Source organism: Phytopseudomonas dryadis (assembly GCF_004327355.1).
Classification (GTDB): domain Bacteria; phylum Pseudomonadota; class Gammaproteobacteria; order Pseudomonadales; family Pseudomonadaceae; genus Aquipseudomonas; species Aquipseudomonas dryadis.
Genome location: NZ_QJUM01000031.1, coordinates 45,215 through 70,030, shown reverse-complemented (window position 1 = coordinate 70,030; position 24,816 = coordinate 45,215). Strand labels below are relative to the sequence as shown.

Annotated in this window: 18 protein-coding genes, 1 tRNA gene and 1 riboswitch; of the genes, 7 read left to right on the top strand and 12 right to left on the bottom strand. The window is 65.9% G+C overall.

The features are described 5' to 3' along the window. The coding region (locus tag DNK34_RS21455) for a helix-turn-helix domain-containing protein (RefSeq protein ID WP_131177219.1) at window positions 1–148 on the bottom strand (148 nt) is incomplete at its 3' end. An 89-nt stretch (window positions 149–237) separates the two neighbouring features. Between DNK34_RS21455 and DNK34_RS21450 the strand changes: the two genes are divergently transcribed. Further along, window positions 238–732 (top strand): hypothetical protein, encoded by a 495-nt coding sequence (locus DNK34_RS21450; RefSeq protein ID WP_131177218.1) that lies wholly within the window; start codon window positions 238–240, stop codon window positions 730–732. A gap of 83 nt (window positions 733–815) precedes the next feature. Here DNK34_RS21450 and DNK34_RS21445 read toward each other — a convergent pair. From DNK34_RS21445 to DNK34_RS21395, 11 genes are all read right to left on the bottom strand, one after another. Further along, a tRNA-Gly gene (locus DNK34_RS21445) sits at window positions 816–889 on the bottom strand. An 89-nt stretch (window positions 890–978) separates the two neighbouring features. Next, a complete protein-coding gene (locus DNK34_RS21440) occupies window positions 979–1,863 on the bottom strand; it encodes an alpha/beta fold hydrolase (protein WP_131177217.1) in 885 nt (294 codons plus the stop codon). A gap of 355 nt (window positions 1,864–2,218) precedes the next feature. Next, a complete protein-coding gene (locus tag DNK34_RS21435; protein WP_131177216.1) occupies window positions 2,219–2,911 on the bottom strand; it encodes a pseudouridine synthase in 693 nt (230 codons plus the stop codon). An 8-nt stretch (window positions 2,912–2,919) separates the two neighbouring features. Beyond that, window positions 2,920–3,120, bottom strand: a complete 201-nt coding sequence (locus tag DNK34_RS21430) for a cysteine-rich CWC family protein (RefSeq protein WP_131177215.1) — start codon at window positions 3,118–3,120, stop codon at window positions 2,920–2,922. Next, window positions 3,117–4,589: a sensor domain-containing diguanylate cyclase gene (locus DNK34_RS21425; RefSeq protein ID WP_131177214.1), complete on the bottom strand. Its 1,473-nt coding sequence runs from the start codon at window positions 4,587–4,589 to the stop codon at window positions 3,117–3,119. The genes DNK34_RS21430 and DNK34_RS21425 overlap by 4 nt, the downstream gene beginning before the upstream one ends. A gap of 181 nt (window positions 4,590–4,770) precedes the next feature. Further along, entirely contained in the window at window positions 4,771–8,406 is a 3,636-nt protein-coding gene (uca, locus tag DNK34_RS21420) for an urea carboxylase (RefSeq protein ID WP_131177213.1), read from the bottom strand. A 161-nt stretch (window positions 8,407–8,567) separates the two neighbouring features. After that, window positions 8,568–9,200: an urea amidolyase associated protein UAAP2 gene (locus DNK34_RS21415; RefSeq protein ID WP_131177212.1), complete on the bottom strand. Its 633-nt coding sequence runs from the start codon at window positions 9,198–9,200 to the stop codon at window positions 8,568–8,570. Window positions 9,201–9,210: 10 nt separating this feature from the next. Continuing rightward, a complete protein-coding gene (locus DNK34_RS21410) occupies window positions 9,211–9,939 on the bottom strand; it encodes an urea amidolyase associated protein UAAP1 (RefSeq protein WP_131177211.1) in 729 nt (242 codons plus the stop codon). Window positions 9,940–9,948: 9 nt separating this feature from the next. Next, complete coding sequence (locus DNK34_RS21405) at window positions 9,949–10,731, bottom strand: ABC transporter ATP-binding protein (protein WP_131177210.1); 783 nt, start codon at window positions 10,729–10,731, stop codon at window positions 9,949–9,951. A gap of 1 nt (window position 10,732) precedes the next feature. Continuing rightward, entirely contained in the window at window positions 10,733–11,545 is an 813-nt protein-coding gene (locus DNK34_RS21400; protein WP_131177209.1) for an ABC transporter permease, read from the bottom strand. A 46-nt stretch (window positions 11,546–11,591) separates the two neighbouring features. Continuing rightward, window positions 11,592–12,659: a putative urea ABC transporter substrate-binding protein gene (locus DNK34_RS21395; protein WP_131177208.1), complete on the bottom strand. Its 1,068-nt coding sequence runs from the start codon at window positions 12,657–12,659 to the stop codon at window positions 11,592–11,594. 67 nt (window positions 12,660–12,726) lie between these two features. After that, window positions 12,727–12,835: riboswitch (guanidine-I (ykkC/yxkD leader) on the bottom strand. Window positions 12,836–13,145: 310 nt separating this feature from the next. Here DNK34_RS21395 and DNK34_RS21390 point away from each other — a divergent pair. The 6 genes from DNK34_RS21390 to DNK34_RS21365 all read left to right on the top strand — a co-directional run bounded on the left by DNK34_RS21390 (window position 13,146) and on the right by DNK34_RS21365 (window position 24,808). Then, on the top strand, window positions 13,146–13,574 hold the full coding sequence (locus DNK34_RS21390; protein WP_131177207.1) for a hypothetical protein: 429 nt from the start codon (window positions 13,146–13,148) through the stop codon (window positions 13,572–13,574). A gap of 519 nt (window positions 13,575–14,093) precedes the next feature. Next, window positions 14,094–15,245 carry a cellulose biosynthesis protein BcsQ gene (bcsQ, locus tag DNK34_RS21385; protein WP_207390754.1) on the top strand — a complete coding sequence of 384 codons (1,152 nt, stop codon included), beginning with the start codon at window positions 14,094–14,096 and terminating at the stop codon, window positions 15,243–15,245. Continuing rightward, a complete protein-coding gene (gene bcsA / locus DNK34_RS21380; protein ID WP_131177206.1) occupies window positions 15,242–17,428 on the top strand; it encodes a UDP-forming cellulose synthase catalytic subunit in 2,187 nt (728 codons plus the stop codon). The genes bcsQ and bcsA overlap by 4 nt, the downstream gene beginning before the upstream one ends. Beyond that, complete coding sequence (gene bcsB, locus DNK34_RS21375) at window positions 17,425–19,707, top strand: cellulose biosynthesis cyclic di-GMP-binding regulatory protein BcsB (RefSeq protein ID WP_131177205.1); 2,283 nt, start codon at window positions 17,425–17,427, stop codon at window positions 19,705–19,707. Before bcsA ends, bcsB begins: the two co-directional genes overlap by 4 nt. Window positions 19,708–19,727: 20 nt before the next feature. Beyond that, the gene (bcsZ, locus tag DNK34_RS21370; protein ID WP_131177222.1) at window positions 19,728–20,948 is read left to right on the top strand and encodes a cellulose synthase complex periplasmic endoglucanase BcsZ; all 1,221 of its coding nucleotides are present in this window, start codon (window positions 19,728–19,730) and stop codon (window positions 20,946–20,948) included. Further along, on the top strand, window positions 20,927–24,808 hold the full coding sequence (locus DNK34_RS21365; RefSeq protein WP_131177204.1) for a cellulose synthase subunit BcsC-related outer membrane protein: 3,882 nt from the start codon (window positions 20,927–20,929) through the stop codon (window positions 24,806–24,808). The genes bcsZ and DNK34_RS21365 overlap by 22 nt, the downstream gene beginning before the upstream one ends. The last annotated feature ends 8 nt before the right edge of the window (window positions 24,809–24,816 follow it).

The following is a 24,816-nucleotide window of genomic DNA, read 5'->3' as shown; positions in this document are numbered from 1 at the left end:
CGCAGGCATCTCGATTGCGGCGCAGCTCCCGGCTGATGGTCGAAGGGGATCGGGTGATCAAGCCGGCAATCCTACGCAGGCTGAAGCCTTGGGCATGACCGATTTGAATGGTGGCGCGCTCTTCAACGCTGAGTTCGGAATAAAACATAGGGGCAGCACCGTACCGGAACGGTCAGGTGTTGCACTCAGTTTTTGCCGCCGCCCTGTTTTCTTTAACTGCTAAGGTCGGATGGGTGTATGGATGATGGGGTAACTTTTGATGAGCTGTTCAATAGTTTAAGTGTTGGTCAGATTTGGGCATTGCTTGCCGCTGCATTTGCAGTTATTTCAGCCTGCGCAACTGGTGGGTTTTGGTTTGGGCAGAAGTTTTCTGAGACCCAGGGAGCTGTAGAAATTACGAGTATCCAGACACGAGCTCAGCTTCTTGAATCAAATTATCAATCTGCAATATCAAGTCTTGAGCAGTGGCGAGAGGCGTATAAAAATCTTGAGAACGAGATGGCAAAAAGAAATGGTCAAATTTCTCAATTGTCTGGACAACTAGCTCGGCAAAATAACTGCGTTTTTATTAAAAACCAGATTCGTCTTAACAAAGACCGTATGGATACTATCGATAGGTCATTCTCTTTTGCGGGCGATGGTGCTTATGCTCAGAGGCTCAGACAAGAGCGTAATGAGCTCAATCAAGAAAATGCTCGCTATCAAGATCAGCTTGGTCGTTGTGGTGGCTGAAGGGCCTTTCGACACTTCTTCGACACCCCCGACCGACGCCCACAAAAAAGCCCTGTAAAAACAGGGCTTTGATGTTTCCGATCTGGAGCGGGCTAAGGGAATCGAACCCTCGTCATGAGCTTGGGAAGCTCAGGTAATGCCATTATACGAAGCCCGCTTTTGCGCTGGCCTTTATACCGGAAGTCGTGGGAGAAATGAAGCCCGCACCGGACACAATCGTCCGTGGCCGGTGCCTGGCTCGGTCGCTCATACGGCCAGCGCGTGGTGCAGGCCGGGTTGGGGGGCGTATTTCCGGTTGCTCGATGGCGTGCTCTGCAGGAAGTTCAGCAGGGCGCTCTGGCTCTGCAGCCAGGCGTTCTTGTGCTCCATGTCGAGGAAGTGCCCGGCGTTGTCGATGGTGACGAACTGGCAGTCATTGAGGTACTTGGCGAACTGGCGCGCGTCCTTGGCCGAGGTGTATTCGTCGTGTTCGCCGTTGACGAACAGAATGGGGATGTCGATGGCCGCCAGGCAGTCCAGCTGGCAGTGGGCCTCCATGCGTAGCACCTGGTGGATGTGCGCATGCATCTGCCGGTACTCGTGGTTGGCCAGGCTGCTGATATGGCGATGGTTGTAGCGCTTGAACAGCGATGGCAGATGCTTGCCGATGGTGCTGTTGACCAGGTGGCCGACGTTGTCGCCGTCTTCCTGCTGCAGATAGGTCAGGCCGCGTTCCAGGTAGTCGATCATCGGCTCGTTGAGCAGCGGTGAGAAGGAGGCCATCACCACCTTTTCGATGGTCGGCGGGCGTTTGGCCAGCGCCAGCATGGTGGCCACGCCGCCCCAGGAGAAGGACATCAGGTGATCGGCGCGGTAGTGGTCGATCAGTTCCAGAAGGATGGCGGCTTCGTCTTCCTTGCTGATGGGGCGCTCGTTGCTGTTGTGCGCCTTGGACTGCCCGGAGTAGGGCTGGTCGTAGAGCACCACGTTGAATTGCGGCTTGAGGTATTTGACCGTCTGCGCGAAGGAGGCCGTTGTCGCCAGCGAGCCATTGACCAGGATGATGGTCTTGCGGGCCGATGGGTTGGCGTGGAACTCCGTGTGTACCTTGTACGTCCTGTGGACATCGACGACAGCGAATGCTGGCTGCATGGGGGTTCCTCCTGGCGCGAAAAAGGCGTGGCGAACGGCAGCGCCGTAAACCGGGCAATAGAGACAGTCAGGAAAGCGCCTGGACATGACGGTGCGATGTCAGGCTGGAGGATCTTGTAAGAATGGGATGGGCAGTCGTCAGGGCCGTGACGTGAGCAGGTGGACGTGCGCTCGTGTCACCAGGCAGGAACCCATTTTTTGCGCAGGGCGCAAGTCAGCGGCGGACGGCTCGAAAGCCTCCTGTGACTGTGTGGTCACATAGAGACTTCTGTTGTCGAGTTAAGCAGTAGGGGCAAAGGCTGGCAAGCGCCGTTCGGGGGTTTGTCCTGCCGTTGATCGGCTCGTTGCCAATGGCTCAGACGCTGGCGATTTCGGCGGCGGTCAGTGGCCGATAGGCCCCAGGCGCCAGGTCGGGATCGAGCCGGATGGCGCCCAGGCTGTCGCGGTGCAGGCCGATCACCTTGTTCTGGAAGTGGCCGAACATGCGCTTGACCTGATGGTAGCGGCCTTCGTAGAGGGTCAGGCGGGCCTGGCGTGGGGTGTCGATCTGCAGCAGGGCGGGGCGCGTGGTGAGGTCTTCGTAGGCGAAGTACAGGCCCCTGGCGAAGCTGTCGACACAGGCCGGATCGATATCCTGCTCGGTCTCCACCCGATAGACCTTGGCGTGGCTGCCGTCCGGCGCGCTGGCGCGGCGTGACCAGAGGCCGTCGTTGGTGATCAGCAGCAGGCCACTGGTGTTGAGATCGAGACGGCCCGCCAGGTGCAGGTCGTGCTTGTCGGGCTCATCGAGCAGGTCGAGCACGGTACGGTGTTCGGGATGCCGGGTGGCGCTGACCACGCCGAGCGGTTTGTGCAGCATGAAGTAGCGAGCGGGTCTGCCGGCCTGCAGCACTTCGTCGTCGAGCTCGACCCGGTTGAAGTCGCGCACGTCCTGGCGATTGTCGTAGCAGGGCCGGCCATCGATCCGAACCCGGCCGCTGGCCAGCAGCAGGCGTACGTCCTGGCGGTTGAAACGGGGCTGGTTGCTGAGCAGGCGGTCGATGCGCATGGGGTGTGTCAGTCCGCCGTCTCTGGACGCAGGCCCTGGGCGCAGCGTGGGCAGAGGCAGGCACGGTCCCTGGTTTCCAGCGGCAGCTCGTCGAGCGCCTGGCGATCGACCTCGACGCTGAAGCACCAGCATTGTTCGACCGCTGTTTCGCTGTCGGCCTGGGCACAGCGGTTGGACTGGCCGCAACAGGGGCAGAGGCGGGTGTTCATGGCGCTTCCTCGCAGAGACGGTTGCGGCCGCTCTTCTTGGCCCGGTACAGCGCCCGGTCGGCGCGGGCGATCAGGGCGGGCAGGTCGTCGTCGGCGTGCAGCGTGGCCAGGCCGATGCTGGTCGTGACCTGCACGGTGTGGCTGGCGAAGCTGAAGGTGCTGTTCTCGGTCTGCTGGCGAATCTTCTCGGCCAGTTGCCGGGCCGCTTCCAGGCCGGTGTCCTTGAGCAGCAGGATGAATTCCTCGCCGCCCCAGCGGCAGATGATGTCGGATTGACGCAGGTTGTTCTGCAGGTGTCGGGAGAAGCCGCGCAGCACCTCATCGCCGGCCAGGTGGCCATGGCTGTCGTTGAGTTGCTTGAAGCCGTCGAGGTCGAACAGCAGGGCGCACAGGGTGCTCTGGTTGCGCCGTGCTTCCTGGATGGCCTGGTTGGCCAGCAGTTCGAAGCCGCGGCGGTTCGGCAGGCCGGTCAGTGAGTCGGTGGTGGCCAGTGCGGTGATGTGCCGCTGGTAGCGGCGCAGCATCAGGGTCACCAGCAGCAGGACGATGGCGGTCACCACGGCGCAGATCAGCAGGTTGAGGTAGAGGGACTGACGAATGCCGGCCAGGGCGCCGGTTTCGTGTTTGTCGACGAACAGGTACCAGTCCAGTTCGGGAATGAAGCGTATGTTGAGGAAGTGGCCGCGGCCCTGCTCACGGTACTCGAAGTTGCCGCTCTGTGGCCGCGGCAGCTTGGCATACAGATCCTCGAGGCCGGGCACCTCGTTCAGGGGCTGGCCGACCCGCGCTCCCATGGGGCCGCCCTGGGTGCCGGTGAGGGCGATGTGGCCGCTGGTATCGACGAAGTACACGCTGCGGTCGTAGCGCTGCTGGTAGGCATCGATCAGCTTCACCACGGCATCCACGGTGAGGCCGACACCGGTGGCACCGATGAAGCGCTGGTCGTAGTCGAACACCTTGTAGTTGATGAAGAAGGTCAGGCGATCCTGGTTGGCCATGTCGACATCGACATTGACCTCGTAGGGCGCCTGCATGTCGCGCAGGCGGTAATACCAGGTATCGCGCGGTTCATGCTCATCGACCTTCTTCAGCACGCCCTTGGCTTGGTAGTAGGTCTTGCTCCGCTCGGAGATGAAGAAACTGGTCACGGCACCGTAATGCTCCTGCACTTCGCGCAGATAGCGGGTCATCTGTTCCAGGTTCTGTTCGCCACCGAGCACCCAGTCGCGCACGTAGGTGTCGCGCGACATCATCGAGGAGATGAGGATGGGGCGCACCAGGTCCTTCTGGATTTCCGAGTAGACGTTGTCCGAGGTCAGGGGCAGTTCGGTATTGACGATGTTGTCGCGGATCGAGTCGAGCGCGGCATGGTAACTGGCCAGCGAGGTGACGAGAAAACCGCAGCCCAGCAGGACGAACAGGAGGAGCACCAGTGAGCGTGGGCTGGCTTTGGAGGGCTGGGAGGGCATCGATCTGGCTTCTGGAGGGATGGCGCCATGCTAGGGGCTGTTGAGGTTTCAGCACAAGCCGCGTTGCCGCGAGAAATGGCTGACCCCAGCCTGTGGGTACCCGATATGAGCGAGGCGTTTGCAGCCATCACCCGATCCCCGGTTGCTGCCCCGGCCAGAACAGGCCGGGGATGGGTCTGCCTCACGTCTGTTCGATCACCGCGACCCGCTGGCCGGCCCGTACCGGCGAGCCGGGTTGCACGCGGATGTCGCGGACCACGCCGGCGAAGGGCGCGAGCAGGGGGATTTCCATCTTCATCGACTCGAGGATCACCAGCACGTCGCCGGCCTTGACCGTCGCCCCCGGTTCGACCTGAACCTGCCAGAGGTTGCCGGCGATATGGCTTTCGACGCTGTGCTGGCCGGCATCGAGCGGGGCGTCTTCGTCCTGTTCGACGAAGCCCTCGTCGCTTTCGAAGTGCGCCTGGCCGGAGGCGATCCAGCGCTGGCGTTCGGCATCGAAGGCGGCGCGTTGCCGGTTGCGGAAGGCATCGATGCCCTCTGCCTGCTCGGCGAGGAAGTCCTGATAGTCGGCCAGGGCCAGTTCGCTGTCTTCGATGCGCAGCTCGAAGCGGCCGAGGGGGAAGTCGCGGCGGATCTGCAGCAGTTCCTCGGCCGACACCGGGTAGAAGCGGATCTGGTCGAAGAAGCGCAGCAGCCAGGGCTTGCCGTCGAAGGCCGCGAGTTCGCGGTAGCGGTTCCACATCTGCAGGGTGCGGCCGACGAACTGGTAGCCGCCCGGGCCTTCCATGCCGTACACGCACATATAGGCACCGCCGATGCCCACCGAGTTCTCGGCGGTCCAGGTGCGGGCCGGGTTGTACTTGGTGGTGACCAGGCGGTGGCGCGGATCCAGCGGCGTGGCCACCGGCGCACCGAGGTAGACGTCGCCCAGGCCCATGACCAGGTAGCTGGCCTCGAACACCGTGCGGTAGACCTCGTCCAGGTCGGGCAGATCGTTGATGCGGCGGATGAACTCCAGGTTGCTCGGGCACCAGGGCGCGTCCTTGCGCACGGTGGTCATGTATTTGTCTATCGCCAGCTGGCAGGCCGGGTCGTCCCAGGACAGCGGCAGATGGACGATGCGCGACGGCACCTTGAGATCGCCGGCGGCGCACACGGCATCCCATTCGCCGGCGACGCTATCGAGCAGACGCTGCAGCGGCAGGGTTTCCGGCTGGTAATGCAGCTGCAGCGAGCGGATGCCGGGCGTCAGGTCGATCACGCCGTCGAGCTGCTTGGCCTCCAGCGCCTGCATCAGCGCATGGCCACGGAAACGCAGCACCAGATCCAGCTCGGGCTGGCCGATTTCCAGCAGCAGGTGGGTATCGCCGGAGAGACGCGCGACCAGGCGTTTATCGTCCCGGCCGATATCCAGAACGATGGGAGACGCGAGCTTTTCTGTAGGAGCTGGCTTGCCAGCGATCAGAGGAGGCAGTTGATCGCCGGCAAGCCAGCTCCTACAGAGGTCGGCGCACTCGAGGTTGGTTGCTTTCGCCAGTTCCCGCGCCGTGGCGATATCCACAGGTACGAAGCGTACCTTGTCGCCGGCCTTGAGCTGGCCGAGCTGCCAGAGATCGGCTTCGATGATGGTCACCGGGCAGACGAAACCACCAAGGCTGGGGCCGTCCGGGCCGAGGATCACCGGCATGTCGCCGGTGAAATCCACGGCGCCGACCGCATAGGGGTTGTCGTGGATGTTGGACGGGTGCAGGCCGGCCTCGCCGCCGCTGTCGCGCACCCATTCCGGCTTCGGCCCGATCAGGCGTACACCGGTGCGGCTGGAGTTGAAGTGCACTTCCCAGGCGGTGGCGAAGAAGGTGTCGATATAGGCCGGGGTGAAGTATTCCGGCGCGCCATGGGGACCGTAGATCACGCGGATTTCACGCACGGCAGGCAGGTCGGTGCAAAGCTCGACGGGCAGTTGCGCGCCGGCTTGCGCATTGCCGAGAGGTGCAAGGTGCAGCACGTCGCCGGCGCGCAGGGCGCGGCCGGCATGGCCACCGAACTGGCCGAGGGTGAAGGTGCTTTTCGAGCCGAGGTAGTCGGGCACCTGCAGGCCGCCGCGCAGGCACAGGTAGCTGCGCGCCCCGGCGTTGGCGATGGTGCCGAGGGCCAGGGCGCTGCCGGCCCTGACCAGCAGCGTGGTGTTCATCGGCTGTTCGGCGCCGTCCAGGGTCACCGGGATGGCGGCGCCGGTGACGGCGATCAGCGCATCGGCATTGAAGCGCAGCAGCGGGCCGCTCATGGTGATTTCCAGGCCGGCGGCACCTTCTTCGTTGCCGAGCAGGCGGTTGCCCAGGCGCAGGGCGCGGTCGTCCATCGGCCCGGACGGCGGTACGCCGACGGCCCAGTAGCCGAGACGGCCGGGGTAGTCCTGCACGGTGGTCTGGGTGCCGGCGGACAGCACCTCGAAGGTGGTGGCCTGGTAGACCAGATCGTCCAGGCAGCGCGTCCACGGCGAGCCGCTGGCGAAGGGCGCATCCGCCAGGATCTGCCGCAGGTAGTCGCGGTTGCATTCCACGCCGTACAGCTGCGTGTCGGCCAGCGCCTGATCCAGCGCGGCGCCGGCTTGCTCGCGCGTCGGCGCCCAGGTGATCAGCTTGGCGATCATCGGGTCGAAGTAGGGCGGGATCTCGCAGCCGGCCTCGACCCAGGTATCGATGCGCAGGGTCTTGCCATCGGCCGTCGGAAAATCCACGGCGGTGAGCAGGCCGGGGCTGGGCTGGAAGTCGCGGCCCGGATCTTCGGCATACAGGCGCGCCTGGATGGCATGGCCGCAGGGCCGCAGAGCCTGCGCCAGTTCGGCCAGCGGCGGCAGCTCGCCGGCCGCCAGTTCGATCATCCAGCGCACCAGGTCGACGCCCCACACCTGTTCGGTGACGCCGTGCTCGACCTGCAGGCGGGTGTTCACTTCGAGGAAGTAGAAGCGCTCCGCGATGCTGTCGTAGACGAATTCGACGGTGCCGGCGCTGCGGTAGCTGACCGCCTTGGCCAGCTTGATCGCCGCGGCGCAGAGTTCGTCGGCCATGCCCGCCGGCAGGTTGGGCGCCGGGGTTTCTTCCAGCACCTTCTGGTTGCGCCGCTGCACCGAGCAGTCGCGCACGCCGAGGGCAATCACCTCGCCCTGGCCGTCGCCGAATACCTGCACTTCCAGATGGCGGGCGCGCTGGATGTATTTCTCGATGAATACGCCGCTGTCGCTGAAGTTGTTCTGCCCCAGGCGCCTGACCGCCTCGAAGGCCTCGGAGAGTTCTTCGGCGCCGCGGCATACGCGCATGCCGATGCCACCGCCACCGGCGGTGCTCTTGAGCATCACCGGGTAGCCGACCTGCTCGCCAGCGACCAGCGCTGCCTCGAGGTTTTCCAGCAACTCGGTGCCTTCCAGCATCGGCACGCCGTGGTTCTTGGCCAGGGCGCGGGCGGTGTGCTTGAGGCCGAACACGCGCAACTGCTCGGGCGTCGGGCCGACGAAAGCGAGGCCGGCCGCTTCGCAGGCTTCGGCGAAGGCGGCGTTCTCGGAGAGGAAGCCGTAGCCGGGGTGGATGGCCTGGGCGCCGCTGGCCCTGGCCGCGGCGAGAATCTTGTCCACCACCAGGTAGGTCTGCGCGGCGGGGCCGTCGCCGAGGGACACGGCTTCGTCGGCCTGCTGGATATGCAGGCTGGCCACGTCCGCTTCGGAGTAGACGGCGACGCCTTTCACGTCGAGCAGGCGCAGGGTACGCAATATGCGGCAGGCGATGGCGCCACGGTTGGCGATCAGCAGTTTTGCAAACACTCGAGGAGCCCTCGAAGAAGGCGGGCCGTCCCGCCGGTATTGGGTCTGCGCCACGGTCGTCCGCGGCGGTAAGGACGAGAAGAGCGCAGGAAAGCTGGAGGCTGAACGAAGTTGCTCTTTCGTCCAGCCTTCCGGCCTTCAGCGCTTGTTTCGGCTCTTGTTCACCACACCAGCACCTCCGCCGGCGTCGGGTTCCAGCCGTTGCAGGGGTTGTTCAGTTGTGGGCAGTTGGAGATCAGTACGATCACGTCGGTCTCGGCGCGCAGTTCGACGTACTTGCCCGGTGCGGAGATGCCGTCTTCGAAGGTCAGGCCGCCGTCCGGGGTCACCGGCACGTTCATGAAGAAGTTGATGTTGGCGCCGATGTCGCGTTTCTCCAGGCGCCCGTCGTGCAGGCTGGCGCGCAGGAAGTTGTCGCGGCAGCTGTGCATGTAGCGCTTGTCCAGGGCGTAGCGCACGGTGTTGCTCTCCTGGGCGCAGGCGCCGCCGAGGGTGTCGTGGCGGCCGCAGGTGTCGGCGACGATGGTCAGCAGCGGCTTGCCCAGGTTGGAATAGAGCACCGTGCCGGTGGTCAGGTAGACGTTGTTCTGCCGGCGCAGGGTGCGCTGCGGGTCGAAGCGCTCGCGTGGGTTCGCGGCGCTGTAGAACAGCGTGTCGATGGCCTGGTTGCCTTCCAGGTCGTGCAGGCGCAGGGTCTGCCCGGCCTTGACCTCGAACAGGTAGGGCTCGCCGGCCGCGATGGTGTGACGGAAGCTGGCGCTGGCGGCGTGTTTATCACTGGCGGTGAGGGTCATGTCGGCAGCCTCAGAGGTATTGGCGTTCGGTGTTGTGGAAGGCGCGGCCGTTTTCCGGGCGCGAGGTGCGGCAGAGCACGCTGATGCCGTCGCTCTCCACCTTGCTCCAGCTCAGTTGCACCGGCTTGGGCGCATAGTGCGGGTTGGGGTCCATGGGATGCTGCAGGGCGGTGAGCACCACCAGGGTGTCCATCGGCGCGTACAGCTCCACGTAGTCGCCGGCCTGGCTGTTGCCGGGGTGGAACTGGAAGGTGCCGTCGGCGTCGACGCTGACCTTGCTGAACAGGTTGAGGGTCATCAGCAGATCCTGCAGGTTGAGGTTCCACTTGCCCATTTCCACCAGCAGGTTGTCCATGCCGTTGCGGAAGAAGCCGTTGCGCAGTTCCTGGTAGCGGCCACTGCCGTATTTCTCGGCGGTTTCCTCGGCGTTGAGCACGCCGGCGAAGCTGTCGTGCCAGCCGCAGGTGTCGGCGGTGATGGCGGCGAGGACGCGGCCCATGTCCGAGTACAGGCAGTGGCCGGCGGTGAGCTTGGCGGTGTGCTGGCCCTTGAGGGTATCGGGCAGGTTGAGGCGTTCGCTCTTTTCCACGGCGTTGAGCAGCAGCAGGCTGACGTTGGCGCCGCCTTCGAGGTCGGTGATGCGCAGTAGCTGGCCGCGCTTGAGGACGAACGAGGTGTGGCCGCCGCCGGGTACGGTTTCTTCGTACAGGCTCGCGAGCAGGGACGGGGATGCGCTCATGTTGACTCCTTACAAGGCCGCTTGCAGGCGGTCGGTGACCGCGGCCGGCAGCGCCGTGAGGGCGTGGCGGTCGCTGTTCAGGGGAATGTCGTAGGTGATGCGCGCACCGAAGGCGTTCGGCGCGTGCAGGTCGATGCGGGTCTTGTCGAACACCAGCAGGCGGGTGCCCAGGCTGAAGCCTTCGCTCAGGTCATGGGTGACCATGAACACGCTCAGCCCGGTTTCGCGCCACAGCGTCAGCAGCAGGGCGTGCATGTCCTTGCGGATGCCCGGATCGAGGGCGCCGAAGGGTTCATCGAGCAGCAGCACGCGCGGTTTCATGATCAGCGCCTGGGCGATGGCCAGGCGTTGCTGCATGCCGCCGGAGAGCTGGCTGGGGTATTTGCCCAGGGCCTGGCCGAGGCCGACCTTGTCGAGCATGGCGGCGGCCTGCGCCCGGGCATCGCGCTTGGCGGCGCCGAGCAGGCGCCCGAGCAGCGCCGAGCGTGGCAGTTCCAGGCCGATGGCGACGTTGTCCAGCACGCTCAGGTGGGGGAACACCGAGTAGCGCTGGAACACCACGCCGCGGCTGGCGTCCGGCTCGCCGGGCAGCGGCTGGCCGTCGAGCCGGATCTCGCCCTTGCTCGGCCGCTCCTGGCCCAGCAGCAGGCGCAGGAAGGTCGATTTGCCGCAACCGGAGGCGCCGACCAGGGTGCAGAACTCGCCCTCGCGGATCGACAGGTTGAGGTTCTCCAGCACCACCTGGTCGCCGTAGCTCTGCCACAGGTTGTTGACTTCGATGAAGGCGCTCATGTCAGCGCGCCTCCCCATACCAGGGAAAGCACAGGCGCGCCAGTTGGCGCAGACCGAGATCCATCAGCCAGGCGAGCAGGGTGATCCACAGCACGTACGGCAGGATCACGTCCATCGCCAGGTAGCGGCGCACCAGGAAGATCCGGTAGCCGAGGCCGTCGGTGGAGGCGATGGCCTCGGCGGCGATGAGGAACAGCCAGGCCGAGCCGATCACCAGGCGCAGGGCGATCAGCAGCCGCGGCATCAGTTGCGGCAGTACCACGCGCAGGATCAGCGTCCAGGTGCTGGCGCCCAGGGTCTGGGCCTTGACCAGCAGTTCCAGGGGGATTTCCCGGGCCCGCTGCTCCAGGTCGCGGGCCAGGATCGGGGTGATGCCGATGACGATCAGCATCACCTTGGACAGCTCGCCCAGACCGAAGATGATGAACAGGATCGGCAGGATCGCCAGCGGCGGTACCATCGACAGCACCGTCAGCAGGGGCGACAGCGGCGCGCCGAGCAGCGGCAGGGTACCGGCGGCGATGCCCAGGCCCAGGCCGACCAGCGCGGCGATGGCGAGCCCCGTGCCCAGGCGTTTCAGGCTGGCCGCGGTGTCCTGCCAGAACAGGTAGCCGCCGGTGCGCTTGTCTTCGCTGAAGGCCAGGCGATCGACGGCGGCGATCATCTGGCTGGCGCTGGGCAGCAGCTTGTCGTTGGGGTTCTCCGCCAGGCGCTGCGCCGAGCCCACGAAGTAGGCGAACAGCAGCAGGGCGAAGGGCAGCAGCACCAACAGCAGGCGACCGGCTCTGTCGGGATGTCGGTTGATCAGGCGCATAGGGATCCCGTCATGGTGGCGATGAGCGAGGCACGGTCGAGCCGCCTCAGAGCTGGCCGTCGGCGGCCATCTGCATGTAGGTCGGATCGAAGCGCAGCTTGAGATTGCCCTGGTCGCCGGTGGTCACGTCATTGGCGAAGGCCATACCGATGGCGTCGCTGCTCTGCGCGCCCTCGCCGAGCAGGCCGTGTTCGAAGGAGAACGCCGCGACCTTGCTCATGGTCTCCGGCAGGCGCGGGCTGGTGGCGAAGGCCGCGGCTTCCTTGGAGCTGTAGAACATCCGGGTCGTGGCGAGCTGTGCCTCGTAGCCGGCCAGGTCCGTGCCGGAGGCCTTGGCCATGTGCTCACGGGCGGCCTTGCCGGCGGCACCGCTGTCCTCCATGGTCGCCATGATCTCGTACCAGGCGCCGGTCAGGGCCTTGCCCAACGCCGGGTTGTCCGCGAGGGTCGCGCTGTTGACCACCATCAGGTCGATGATCTCGCCGGGGATCTGGCTGGAGTCGAACACCTTGGTCACACCGGGAGTGGCCTCGATTTCGGCCAGCAGCGGATTCCAGGTGGTCACGGCCTTGACGTCATCGGTGGCGAAGGCGGCGACCATGTCGGCATCGGAGGTGTTCACCACCCGCAGGTCGCGCTCGCTGAGGCCGGCCTTTTCCAGGCCGCGGGCCAGCAGGTAGTGGGATACCGACAGCTCGACCAGGTTGACGTCCAGGCCCTTGAGATCGCCCAGGGTCTTCTTCTCGCCCTTGAGGACGATGCCGTCGTTGCCATTGGAGAAGTCGCCGATGATCAGCGCGGTGGAGTCCACGCCGCCGGCGGCGGGAATGGTCAGGGCATCCATGTTGGTCATGGTGCAGCCGTCGAACCCACCTGCGGTGTACTGGTTGATCGACTCGACGTAGTCGTTGAGCTGGACCACGTCGATGCTGATGCCGTATTTCTGCGCCCACTTGTCGACGATGCCCTGGGCGGCACCGTATTCCCAGGGCATCCAGCCGGCGTAGATGGTCCAGCAGACGCTGAAACTGTCCTTCTGGGCGGCCTGGCCATTGAAGCTGATGGCGGCGGCGAGGCCGGCGGCGAGAACGGAGAACAGACGGGGCTTGCGCATGGGGAACCTCCAGTTCGAGAAAGGGCGGGCAGGAGTGCGCGGCGATTTCCCCATCGCTGGGGGCGCGTTCTCCCGGGCTTTTATCCCGCCGTGTAACCTCTCGAGGAGGTCGCCAACTCTCGGACCAGCCATTCGACGATCGTGATCGACGAACCGGAACCCTAGTCGGCTATTGCAAATTGTGATGCCGCAATCCACCGGGCCGTGGCCCGATGGGTATTCCTGCACTCCATGGCTAAAGCGAACTTCGTGCCAGTTGCCGAGCGGGCTGAGGCAGAGCGGTTTTCCCGCTCTGCGCAGAACAGGGCTGCGCTGCGCTGGTGCGTGGCGGATTCGTCATGCGCGCTTTCGGGGCGGTCGGAAATGATTTGTCATCGTCTCGCCGACCAGCGGAGCGCATTCGGCCAGGCGCTGTTGTCCTATGAACCGGGAGTGATCCCGCGCGCCGGCAAGGGTCGGCGCCTGACCAGCGGTCGGAGGCCGTCCATGATCCGTAAATCCATGCTCGTTGCGTTGTTGGGTTTGGCGATGACCGGTTGTGCCGTTTACGGCGACAGCTCCGGCAGCGGCTATCGCGGTTACGATCGTCAGTACTACCCCGGCGTCCAGGTGCAGCGCTATCCGCTGTACGCCGCGCCGCGCGTCTATGTCTATGAAGATCGCCGCTACCACGCGCCACCCCGGCACTACGCGCCGCCGCCGGTTCGCTATCTGCCCAAGGAACGTGGCTTCGATCCGCGTTATCACGGTCGCCACGACCGCAACAGTCGCGACTACCGTCCCGCGCCGCGGCCGGGCTGGGAAGGGCAGCGCCATCACTACCAGCAGCAACAGCGCCAGCGCGGTGCTGCCTTGCAGTGGCAGCCGCGCGAAACGCCGCAACGCTTCCAGCGAGGCTGGGAGCAGCGTCGCTGAGATGCCGCCGTGCCTGGAGCGGTTGTGCTTGCCCCAGGCCATTCATGAATGACCTATCACCCTGGACGCAGGCCTGCGCCCAGGGCTGGTTGCCTGCGCGATAAGCTCCAACGCATGGTCCGGTTGCCACGACGCTCGTCGGCAGGCGCCGCCGTGTCGGCGTTTCTTCCGGTTATCCGACATCGGCGGGTGCGATCCGGTTGTGCCTGGTTGGCCCTCGATAGGTAGTAGTGGCTATTGCCGCAGCGGCCAGTAGCGCCGGGGCGGGCAAAATACTCGTTCCCGGGGATTCCGGCGTTCTCGCCTATCCCGTCTAATTCGACGTTCATCGGCGAGACCGTGACGTACGAAGAAAGTTCGATAAAAATCCCTGCCGGGCAAGTGGAATCATATTGACATTATCTCAGCGATGCGCTGTAGAATTGACGGCATGTCAATTTGGCATACTTATTCGTTATTTTATTGACGATATAGCGTGACGTTATCTTGTCAGTGCTGTCACCACGCATCCGAGCAGATATGAGCACATCCAGCGATATATTGAGTTTGTTCAAGCAGTTTGGCGGGCGCTCTGACCAGTATCAGGAACTGACCCAGGCTGACGATAATCGCGAATCCCTCGATCGCTGGCCTGGCCTGGGCAAGGTCGAGAGGCCGGATCCCGTGGTGGCGAGCATGCCCAGGCCACTGGCTGAGGCAGACAGGGTCGAACCCGTGATCTCGACGCCTTTGCCCGAGCGCTACACGACCGAGGCCGCTCCCGTGGGGTGGGCAGGCGAGAGCCTGCAAAACCTGCTGGGCAAGCTGGCCCAGGAGTCCAGGGAACAGGCCCCCGTCGACTCGCCCAGGGCACCGGTTCGCAGCCGCCCACGGCTTGACAACATCAAGGTGATCGCCGTGGTCTCGGCCAAGGGCGGCGTGGGCAAGAGCACCCTGGCCGCCAACCTGGCGGCGGCCCTGCACCAGCAGGGGCGCATGCTGCTGACGATCGATCTCGATCCGCAGAATGCCCTGCAGCACCATTTCGCGGAGGTGGCCGGCGAAGCCCGGCCCAGGATGCTGGACGGCGTATCCGCAGCCGACACGGACTGGAAGGCGATCTGCCAGCCCAGCACCGCAGGCGTCTTCTTCCTGCCGTACGGCGTTGTCGAGGAAAAGCGCCGGCGCCTGTTCGAACAGGAGCTGGAGCGGGATCAGGACTGGCTGGCCCGGCGCTTGAGCGACCTGCACCTGGTCGATGATGCCATTGTCATCATCGACACGCCCCCGGGGCCGTCCCCTTATCTGCAGCAGGCGCTTGCGGTCGCCAACCTGGCCCTGGTCGTCACCCTCTGCGACGCCGCGTCGTACACGGCGATGCCGATGATCGACGGCTTGATCCGGACCTATACCGCCGAGCGCCCCGATTTTCTCGGCAGCGCCTACGTGATCAACCAGGTGGACAGCTCGCGTCAGCTCAGCAAGGACATCACCCAGATCATGCACAACATCCTGGGGCCGAAGATCCTGGGCATCGTGCACCGCGATCAGGCGATCAGCGAGGCCCTGGCCTACAACCGCGATGTACTGCGCTACGATCCGCACGGGCAGGGATGCCACGACATCCTCGAGTGCGCACGGGCCATTGCCGCACGACTGGTGGCCGATACGCGGCACGAGCAACGCTCATGAGTCGTGTGCAGGCCAGGCCCACCCGCTCGCAGCAGGTGGCCGAGGGAGTTTTCGGGCTGCTCTCCAGCCGCCCGGCCCGGGTGATCCTGGCGCTGCTCGCATTGGCACTGCTCCTGGTCATCGTCTCGACGCCGCTGGATCTGCAGCAGCAACTGCTGTTCGCCGCGCTGTGCCTGGGCGGCACGCTGCTTTTGCGGCGTGCCGGAGGACGCCTGGCGATCCTGGCGATGATCGTGCTTTCGGTCATCGCATCGCTGCGCTACATGTACTGGCGCCTGACCTCCTCGCTGGGTTTCGAGAGCGGGATGGACATGCTGTTCGGCTATGGGCTGGTGCTGGCCGAGGTCTATGCCCTGCTGGTACTGCTCTTCGGCTATCTGCAGACGGCCTGGCCGCTGCGCCGCAAGCCTTACCCGTTGCCGCGGGACAGCCGGCTCTGGCCCACCGTGGACGTGTTCATTCCGACCTACAACGAGTCGCTGGATATCGTGAAACTCACGGTATTCGCCGCCCAGGCCATCGACTGGCCGAAGGACAAGTTGCGCGTGCACGTGCTCGACGATGGCCGGCGTGAGGCGTTCCGCGCCTTTTGCGCGGCAGCCGGCGTCGGCTACATCGTGCGCCCCGACAACAGCCATGCCAAGGCGGGAAACCTGAACTGGGCATTGCGCTGCACATCCGGCGAGTACATCGCGATCTTCGATGCCGACCACGTGCCGACCCGCTCCTTCCTGCAGATTGGCATGGGCTGGTTCCTCAAGGATCCGCAGTTGGCGATGCTGCAGACGCCGCACTTCTTCTTCTCGCCCGATCCGTTCGAAAAGAACCTGAAGACCTTCCGCTCCGTGCCCAACGAGGGCGAGTTGTTCTATGGCCTGGTGCAGGACGGCAATGACCTGTGGAACGCGACGTTCTTCTGCGGTTCGTGCGCCATCATCAAGCGTGCGCCACTGGAGGAAGTGGGTGGGGTGGCGGTCGAAACCGTCACCGAGGACGCGCATACCGCGCTGAAGCTCAACCGCGTCGGCTACAACACGGCCTACCTGGCCATTCCCCAGGCGGCCGGGCTGGCCACCGAGAGCCTGTCGGGACACATCGGCCAGCGCATTCGCTGGGCGCGGGGCATGGCGCAGATTTTCCGTACCGATAATCCCCTGCTTGGCAAAGGCCTCAAGCTCGGCCAGCGGCTGTGCTACCTGAATGCCATGCTGCACTTCTTCTACGGCCTGCCGCGCCTGGTGTTTCTCACCGCGCCTCTGGCCTACCTGATATTTGGCGCGCAGATCTTCCAGGCGCCGGCGCTGATGATCGTGGCCTATGCGCTGCCGCACATCCTCAATGCCAACGTGACCAACTCGACCATCCAGGGGCGCTTCCGCCATTCGTTCTGGAACGAGGTCTACGAGACGGTGCTGGCCTGGTACATCATGCGCCCGGTGCTGCTGGCGCTGATCAACCCCAGGTTCGGCACGTTCAACGTGACGGCCAAGGGCGGGCTGATCGACCAGAGCTACTTCGACTGGAAGATGGCGCGCCCCTATATCGTCGTGCTGATGCTCAATCTGCTCGGCCTGCTGGTCGGTACGGCCAGGCTGGGCTTCGATGCCAATGCCGATGCCGTGATCCTGCTGATCAACCTCAGCTGGACGCTGTACAACATCATCATCTGTGCCGCGGCGGTCGCGGTGGCCAGCGAGGCGCGGCAGATCCGCGCCGAGCCCCGCGTCTACGCGCAACTGGCGGCGACCATCGGCCTGGCCAATGGCCGGACCATCGCCTGCCGGACCAACGATTTCTCCCAGAGCGGGGTCGGCATCAATCTGCCCGAGGGCGTCGCGGTGCCGCAGGGGGAGGAGGTGCAGGTATCGCTGTTTCTCAACAACGAGGAGTGCGTGTTCCCGGCCACGGTGGTGTTCAGCCGCGGTAGAACCCTGGGCCTGAACTTCGCCCAACTGGATCTCCAGCAGCAAGGGGCGTTGGCCCGGCTGACCTTTTCCCGCGCCGACACCTGGGCCTCGACCTGGGGCCAGGGTTCCCTCGATACCCCCCTGGGTGCCCTGGGCGAAGTTTCCCGCATCGGCATACGCGGCATCGCCTTGCTTTCCAAGGCCACCCTGGCCGAGCTGGTCCGTCGTGGCCGGCTTCTCTCTCCGTCGACCAAAACCTCGCAGAGGCATCCATGAGCGTTCGAGGCAAGGCAGTATCATTCGGCAAATGCAGGAAAACGCTCGTGATTTCCACGCTGCTGGCCATTTTCGGGCAGCAGGTCAGCGCCGACGAGGCGCCGGTCGTGGCACCGGAGGGCGAGAACCCGGCCGCGGAAGCGCCGGTTGCGAACTATCGCTTCACCCTCAAGCAACTGGGGGCGAGCTACCCGATGAACCTGCGCGGCATCGAGGGCAGCGACAGTGTCAATTTCGATATCCGCGCCGATCAGGTGGTCACCCAGGCGCAACTGGCGCTGGAGTACAGCTATTCGCCGGCGCTGCTGAGCGAGTTGTCGCAGATCAACGTGCTGGTCAACGAGGAAGTGGCCGCCAGCCTGGCCCTGCCGAAGGAGAACGCCGGCACCCCGCAGAAACAGGTGGTCGAGATTCCGGCGCACCTGATCACCGAGTTCAACCGCTTGAGCCTGCAACTCATCGGCCACTACACCATGCAGTGCGAGGATCCTCAACACTCCAGCCTCTGGGCCAAGATCAGCAATGCCAGCCAGTTGCAGATCCAGACCGCGCCCCTGGCCCTGGCGGACGACCTGGCCAGCCTGCCGCTGCCGTTCTTCGACAAGCGCGATGCGCAGCCCCTGGCGTTGCCTTTCGTCTTTTCCGCCAGCCCGGACAATGCCGCGCTGGAGGCCGCGGGCGCACTCTCGTCGTGGTTCGGCGCCTTGGCCAGCTACCGCGGTGCGACCTTTCCGGTCAGCCTGGAGCAGTTGCCGGAGAAGGGCAACGCCGTCGTGCTGCTCAGCGGCGGCGCGGGGATCGCCGGTCTCGACCTGCCCGAGACGAACGGGCCGAGCCTGTCCCTGGTCGGCAATCCCAACGATGCCTTCGGCAAACTGCTGATCGTCGCCGGGCGCGACAGCCAGCAACTGAAACAGGCCGCCACGGCACTGGTGCTGGGCAGCCAGGCGCTATCCGGGCAGAGGGCGGTCATCAACCGCGTCGCCGGCCTGCAGCCACGCAAGCCCTACGATGCGCCGAACTGGCTGCCGAGCGATCGCCCGGTACAGATCGGCGAACTGATCGAAGCCAAGCGGCTCGGCGTTTCCGGCTACGACCCCGGCACCATCAGCATACCGTTGCGGCTGCCGCCCGACCTGTTCAACTGGCGTGAGCAAGGCGTGCCGTTCAAGCTGAAATACCGCTACACGCCCCAGCCGGTATCGACCAACTCGTCCCTGCTGGTCAGCGTGAGCGGCAAATTCCTCAAGTCCATGGCCCTGCCTTCCCGCGAGAAGCTCGGGAGCGACGCGTCGCTGCTGGCCAGACTCGGGCAGGGCGACAGCCTGGTCCGGGAGGCGACACTGCGCCTGCCCCTGGAAAGCATGCCGTTGCAGTCCGCGCTGCAGTTGCGCTTCATGTACGACTACATCAAGCAGGGCGAATGCAGGGACATCATCATCGATAACATGCGTGGCGCGATCGAACCGGACTCGACCATCGACCTGAGCGGTTATGACCACTTCATCGCCATGCCCAACCTGGGTGTGTTCCAGGGCAGCGGTTATCCCTTCACCCGGCTCGCCGACCTGTCCGAAACCGCGGTGATCCTGCCCGATGGCGCGGGGTCGGCCGAACTGTCGGCCTTCCTCACCGTGCTCGGCCGCTTCGGCGAATCCACCGGCTATCCGGGCACGGCGGTAACCGTGGCCCAGGCGCACCAGGTGGACGAGCTGCGCGACAAGGATCTGCTGGTGTTCGCCTCGGGCGCCAATCAGCCCCTGCTCCAGGCCTGGGCGGATCGGTTGCCGGCGAGCCTCGACGGCGAGCAGCAGCGCTTCGAGCTTTCCGACCTGGCGTTCCGGGTGCGCAACTGGATCAGCTCCGACCCGCAGGCCAACCTGCGGCGCAGCCGCAGCAGCCTGTCCCTCGGTGGCGAGGGCGCGGGTACCTACCTGGCCGGTTTCGAGTCGCCGCTGAAGAGCGGCCGCAGCGTGGTGGTCATCGCTGGCAGTGAGCCCGAGAAGCTTGCCGAAGCGACCGCGGCGCTGATCGGCGGGGAAGACTACGAACAATCGATCCAGGGCAGCCTGGCCATCGTGCAGGGCACCCGGATCCATTCGCTGGTCGCCGACGAGCAGTATCACGTCGGGCGCCTGGGGTGGTTCAAATACCTGCAGTGGCTGTTCGCGCACCAGCTGTGGTGGATGCTGCTCGCCACCGCGCTGGGTGCCGCGATCGTCACCTGCCTGCTCTATGTCTCGCTGCGCGCCCGTGCCCGGCGCAGGTTGGGCGAATGAGCCGGGAACGCACGCAGGCCATGAGTCAGGAGGCGTCCGCCGCGGCTCGACCGCCACGCGGACGCCTGGCCCTGCTCGCCGCCACGGCAGTGACCGCGCTCTGGCCTGCCCTGGGCCTGGCCGACGAGGTCTGCAGTGCCGATGCCTGGCCGCACTGGCAGCGCTTCAGCGAGCGCTGGGTGCAGGATGACGGACGGGTTCTGGAATCGAGTCTGGAAGCGCACCACAGCACCTCGGAAGGGCAATCCTACGCCCTGTTCTTCGCCCTGGTCGCCAATGACCGGGCGCGCTTCGCCTCCATCTGGCGCTGGAGCCTGGAGAACCTGGCGGGCAACGACCTCGACAGCCAGTTGCCGGGCTGGTTGTGGGGCAAGGGCAAGGATGGCGTGTGGCAGATCCAGGACGCCAACTCGGCTGCCGATGCCGACCTCTGGTTCGCCTATGCCCTGCTCGAGGCGGCGCGCCTGTGGGACGAGCCGCGCTACCAGGCCGATGCGCAGCGTCTGCTGGCCACGGTCAAGGCGCGGGAAGTCGCCGACCTGCCGGGGCTGGGGCCGATGCTGATGCCGGGGCCGGTCGGTTTCGTCCAGCCCGACCACCTCTGGCGCCTGAACCCCAGCTACATGCCGCTGCCGCTGCTGCGACGTCTGGCCGGATTCGAGCCGGAGGGGCCCTGGCAGGCGATCGCCGAGAACACCGCGACCCTGATTCGCCAGGCCTCGCCCAAGGGCTTCGCCGCGGACTGGGTCGGTTATCGCGGCACCTCGCCGCAGACCGGCCTGTTCGTCGACGACCCGTTCAAGGGTGATGTCGGCAGCTATGACGCCATCCGCGTCTACCTGTGGGCCGGCATGACCGCGCCCGGCGACCCGCTGGCCAGGCCGATCCTCGACAGCCTGGGCGGCATGGCGACGGCCACCGCGTCCAGCGGTATCCCGCCGGAAAGCGTGCGGGTCGCCACGGGCAGGATCGAGGGCGGCGGACCGTTCGGCTTTTCCGCGGCGCTGGTGCCCTACTTCCAGGCCAAGGGCCAGCCCTGGCTGGCCGACATGCAGCAGCGCAAGGCCGTCGAGGGCCTGGAGAAGGCGCTCGACGGCCGCGAGGCGCAGGATCATCCGGTTTATTACGATTACATGCTCAGCCTGTTCGGTCTCGGCTGGGCGGAAAAGCGCTACCGCTTTCTCGAGGATGGCAGCGTGCAACTGTTCTGGGAGTCCGCATGTTCCGGTACCACGCGCTGACCATCGGCCTATTGGCGGCCTTGACCCATGGCGCCGGTCTTGCCGAGGCGATCGATCCGCAGAGCCTGCTGATCCAGCAGGGGCATTTCTGGCAGGCCCAGGACAGGCCCCAGCGGGCGGCCGAAGCATGGAACAAGGTCCTGCAACTCGACCCGCGGCAGCCGGAGGCGCTGTACGGGCTCGGCGTGATCGAGCTGGAGGCCAAGCGCACGCAGAAGGCCGGCGACTACCTGAGCCGGCTCAAGGCCCTGCAGCCATTACCCAGGCAGGCCCTGCAACTGGAGCAGGACATTGCCCTGGCCAGTGCCGCCAGCCAGAAGCAGCTGGAAGCGGCGCGTCTGCTGGTCGATTCCGGCGAGCGGGAAAAAGCCGCCGTGCAGTACCGGAAACTGCTGGCGGGGCGTGAGCCGCAAGGCTTGATCGCCCGCGAGTACTACAACAACCTGGCCTTTACCGAAGGCGGCTGGAGCGAGGGACGCGCCGGCCTGGAGCGCCTGGTCCGCGAGCGCCCGGACGATTCCATCGTCGCCCTGTTCCTGGCCAAGCACCTGGCCCGTCGCGAGGACACCCGCGCCGAGGGCATCAAGGCGCTTGCCGAGCTGTCCCGGCGGGTGGACATCGCCGGGGATGCCGATGAGAGCCGGCGCCTGGCCCTGACCTGGATGGGCGCGCCGAACAAGGCGCAGGCGCCGCTGTTCGAAGCCTTCCTCAAGGACCATCCGGAGGACGAGGAAATCCGCGCCTTGCTGGCCAAGGGGCGGGCGCAGGGCGGGACGACCTGGCAGCGCGATCCTGGCCTGGCGCGCGGGCTCAAGGCCCTGGAGCAGGGCGACCGGGAAACGGCCGAGCGCGAATTGTCCGCGCGGCTCAAGAACAGCCCCAACGATGCCGACGCCCTCGGCGGGCTGGGCGTGCTGCGTCAGCAGCAGAACCGTCTCGAGGATGCCGAGGTACTGCTGACCAGGGCGACCCGGCAGCAGGGCGGGGCACAATGGCAGAGCGCGCTGGACGACGTGCGCTACTGGTCGCTCCTGCAGCGGGCCCGGGCCAGCCAGGCCAAGGGCGAGCCGGGCCTGGCACGCTCCAAGATCGAGCAGGCCGTGCGCCTCAAGCCCAGGGAAACCGCCGGGCAGGCGGCGCTGGCCGACCTGCAGGCCGGGCAAGGCCAGTTCGCCGAGGCCGAAGCCGGTTACCGTCGCCTGCTGGTGCAGAGCCCGAACGACCCGGATGCGCGCCGTGGCCTGATCTCGGTATTGACCCAGGCCGGCAAGAGCGACGAGGCGTTGCGCCTGATCGAGGCCCTGCCCAAGGCGGAGCAGGCCGGGATCGGCGACCTCGGGCGCTTGCGCGCCGAGCAGGCGATGCAACGCGCCAGACTGGCGGAACAGCGGGGTGACACCGTTGGCCAGCGCGCAGCCCTGGAAGAGGCGCTGCGCAATGAACCCAACAACGCCTGGATCCGCTTCGCCCTGGCTCGCCTCTATGTCGGCATGGGCTCGGTACAGGAAGCGCGCAGCCTGGTCGACGGCCTGCTGGTGTCGCAACCGGATGACCCGGACGCGCTCTATACCAGCGCCTTGCTCTCGGTCGAACTCGGCGAATGGCCGCAGGCCCAGGCGACGCTGGCGCGTATTCCCGCTGCCGCCCGCACCAGCGAAGTGAACCGGCTGGTCGGGGACGTCGATTTCCACCTGCAGTTGCAGCAGATCAACGACCTGGCGAAAAGCGGTCGCCGCCAGGACGCCCGGGTGTTCCTGGCGCGCACCGAAGCACTCGCCGAGGGCCGGCCGGAGCGCCTGTCCGCCCTGGCTTCCGCCTACGCCGATGCCGGCGACCCGGTGCGCGCCACCGCCATGCTGCGCGACCTGCTGGCGCGCAGCCCGCGTCCCGAGCCCGGCCTGACCCTGCGCTATGCCGGCATCCTCCTGCAGACCGAGCAGGACGTGGAGGTCAGCGCCATCCTGCGCGACCTGCAGGGGCTGCCCCTGAACCCGGCCGAGCGCAAGCAGTACGACGACCTGCTGTTCCTCTACCGGGTACGCCAGGCCGAGCACTTGCGCGAGCGTAGCGATCTGGTCGCGGCCTACGACACCCTGGCGCCGGCCCTGGCCCAGCGGCCCCAGGACGGCCAGGCCGTATCGGCCCTGGCGCGCATGTATGCGGCCAGCGGCAACCCGGGCAAGGCGCTGGAACTCTACAAGCCACTGCTGCAGCGCGAACCGGACAATGCGCAGTTGCAGATCGGCGCCGCCGACATGGCGGCCCAGGTGCGCGACGGCGCTTTCGCCGAACGCGCCCTGGAGCGCGCGCTGCGCCTGGCGCCCGGCGATCCGGACGTGCTCACCACGGCGGCGCGGATCTACCAGAACCAGGGCAAGAGCGGCAAGGCCGCCGAACTGCTGCGCAAGGTGGTCGCCCAGGAGCAGCGTCAGCAGTCGGCGGCATTCGCCGCCTCGGCGCCGGCTTCCAGTGTGGCGGACAACCCCTTTGTCGGCCTGGCGGGCCAGGGCGCTCGAAGCGCCGCCGCGGGTCAGGCCTGGGGTATTGCGGATGCGCTGAACCCGGACGTACCCGGCGGCACGCCGCAGGGCGCCCCGACCTGGCAGAGTGCCCCGGCCACGGGCATGGCGGCCAATCCCTTCGCCGCCGAGCCGGCCGCTGCCGATCCCCGCGCCGGGATGAGCGTCGCCGCGCGGGCGCTCGACGATATTCTGCAAGAGCGCAGCGCCTATGTGGTTCAGGGCGTGAGCGTGCGCAGCAACGATAGCGAGTCGGGCCTGAGCAGGCTGACCGATATCCAGGCCCCCTTCGAGGTCAATTTCCCCGTGGGCGACAATCGCCTCGCCGTGCGCGTCACCCCGGTGAGTCTCAACGCCGGCAGTATCGGCAATGAAGCCGCCCAGCGCTTCGGCGGTGGTCCCGCCGCGTCGGCGGCCAACCCGGGCGCCTCGCCGGGCTCGCAAAAGGATTCCGGGGTCGGCCTGGCCCTGGCCTTCGAAGACCCGTCCGCAGGCCTCAAGGCCGACCTGGGTACGACACCGCAGGGCTTTCTCTACAGCACCCTGGCCGGTGGTGTCAGCCTGAAGCGGCCAGTCGCCTCGAACGGCGACCTGCACTGGAGCGCCAACATTTCGCGGCGCCCGGTCACCGACAGCCTGTTGTCCTTCGCCGGTGCCCGCGATGCGCGCACCGGTCAGAGCTGGGGCGGGGTGACCGCCAATGGTGGGCGAGCCGAGCTGAGCTACGACGACAGCGAGGCGGGCGTGTATGTCTATGGCGCCTGGCACCGGCTGCTCGGCAATCATGTCGAGTCCAACAGCCGGGGCGAGTTCGGCAGCGGCATCTACTGGTATCTGCAGAACGAGACCGACCAGCAGTTGACCGCCGGCCTGAGCATGACCGGCATCGCCTACGACAAGAACCTCGGCCACTACACCTATGGCCATGGCGGTTATTTCAGCCCGCAGACGTTCTTCGCCCTGGGCGTGCCGGTGTCCTGGTCGCAACGTTTCGACAAGCTGAGCTATCAGCTCAAGGGCTCGGTGGGCGTGCAGTTCATCGATCAGGACGAGGCCGACTACTTCCCTGGCGATGCCAGCTTGCAAGCCGCGGCATCCAGCGTGCTGGGCAGGCCCGCCACCTACGGCGGGGAGAGCAAGACCGGGCTCGGCTACAGCCTGTATGGCGCGGCCGAATACCAGTTCGGCCCCAATTTCTTCATGGGCGGGCACCTGGCCCTGGATAACGCCCAGGACTATCGCCAATGGAACAGCGGCATGTACCTGCGCTACATGTTCGAAGAAATGTCCCGGCCACAGATCATGCCGGTCAACCCCTACCGCTCACCCTATTCGAATTGACCCTAGCC

Bases quoted from the DNA above. Each gene is read 5' to 3' on its own strand.
- DNK34_RS21450 (WP_131177218.1), top strand. From the start codon at position 238: ATGGATGATGGGGTAACTTTTGATGAGCTGTTCAATAGTTTAAGTGTT.
- DNK34_RS21440 (WP_131177217.1), bottom strand. From the start codon at position 1,863: ATGCAGCCAGCATTCGCTGTCGTCGATGTCCACAGGACGTACAAGGTA.
- DNK34_RS21435 (WP_131177216.1), bottom strand. From the start codon at position 2,911: ATGCGCATCGACCGCCTGCTCAGCAACCAGCCCCGTTTCAACCGCCAG.
- DNK34_RS21430 (WP_131177215.1), bottom strand. From the start codon at position 3,120: ATGAACACCCGCCTCTGCCCCTGTTGCGGCCAGTCCAACCGCTGTGCC.
- DNK34_RS21425 (WP_131177214.1), bottom strand. From the start codon at position 4,589: ATGCCCTCCCAGCCCTCCAAAGCCAGCCCACGCTCACTGGTGCTCCTC.
- DNK34_RS21415 (WP_131177212.1), bottom strand. From the start codon at position 9,200: ATGACCCTCACCGCCAGTGATAAACACGCCGCCAGCGCCAGCTTCCGT.
- DNK34_RS21410 (WP_131177211.1), bottom strand. From the start codon at position 9,939: ATGAGCGCATCCCCGTCCCTGCTCGCGAGCCTGTACGAAGAAACCGTA.
- DNK34_RS21405 (WP_131177210.1), bottom strand. From the start codon at position 10,731: ATGAGCGCCTTCATCGAAGTCAACAACCTGTGGCAGAGCTACGGCGAC.
- DNK34_RS21400 (WP_131177209.1), bottom strand. From the start codon at position 11,545: ATGCGCCTGATCAACCGACATCCCGACAGAGCCGGTCGCCTGCTGTTG.
- DNK34_RS21395 (WP_131177208.1), bottom strand. From the start codon at position 12,659: ATGCGCAAGCCCCGTCTGTTCTCCGTTCTCGCCGCCGGCCTCGCCGCC.
- DNK34_RS21390 (WP_131177207.1), top strand. From the start codon at position 13,146: ATGATCCGTAAATCCATGCTCGTTGCGTTGTTGGGTTTGGCGATGACC.
- bcsQ (WP_207390754.1), top strand. From the start codon at position 14,094: ATGAGCACATCCAGCGATATATTGAGTTTGTTCAAGCAGTTTGGCGGG.
- bcsA (WP_131177206.1), top strand. From the start codon at position 15,242: ATGAGTCGTGTGCAGGCCAGGCCCACCCGCTCGCAGCAGGTGGCCGAG.
- bcsB (WP_131177205.1), top strand. From the start codon at position 17,425: ATGAGCGTTCGAGGCAAGGCAGTATCATTCGGCAAATGCAGGAAAACG.
- bcsZ (WP_131177222.1), top strand. From the start codon at position 19,728: ATGAGTCAGGAGGCGTCCGCCGCGGCTCGACCGCCACGCGGACGCCTG.
- DNK34_RS21365 (WP_131177204.1), top strand. From the start codon at position 20,927: ATGTTCCGGTACCACGCGCTGACCATCGGCCTATTGGCGGCCTTGACC.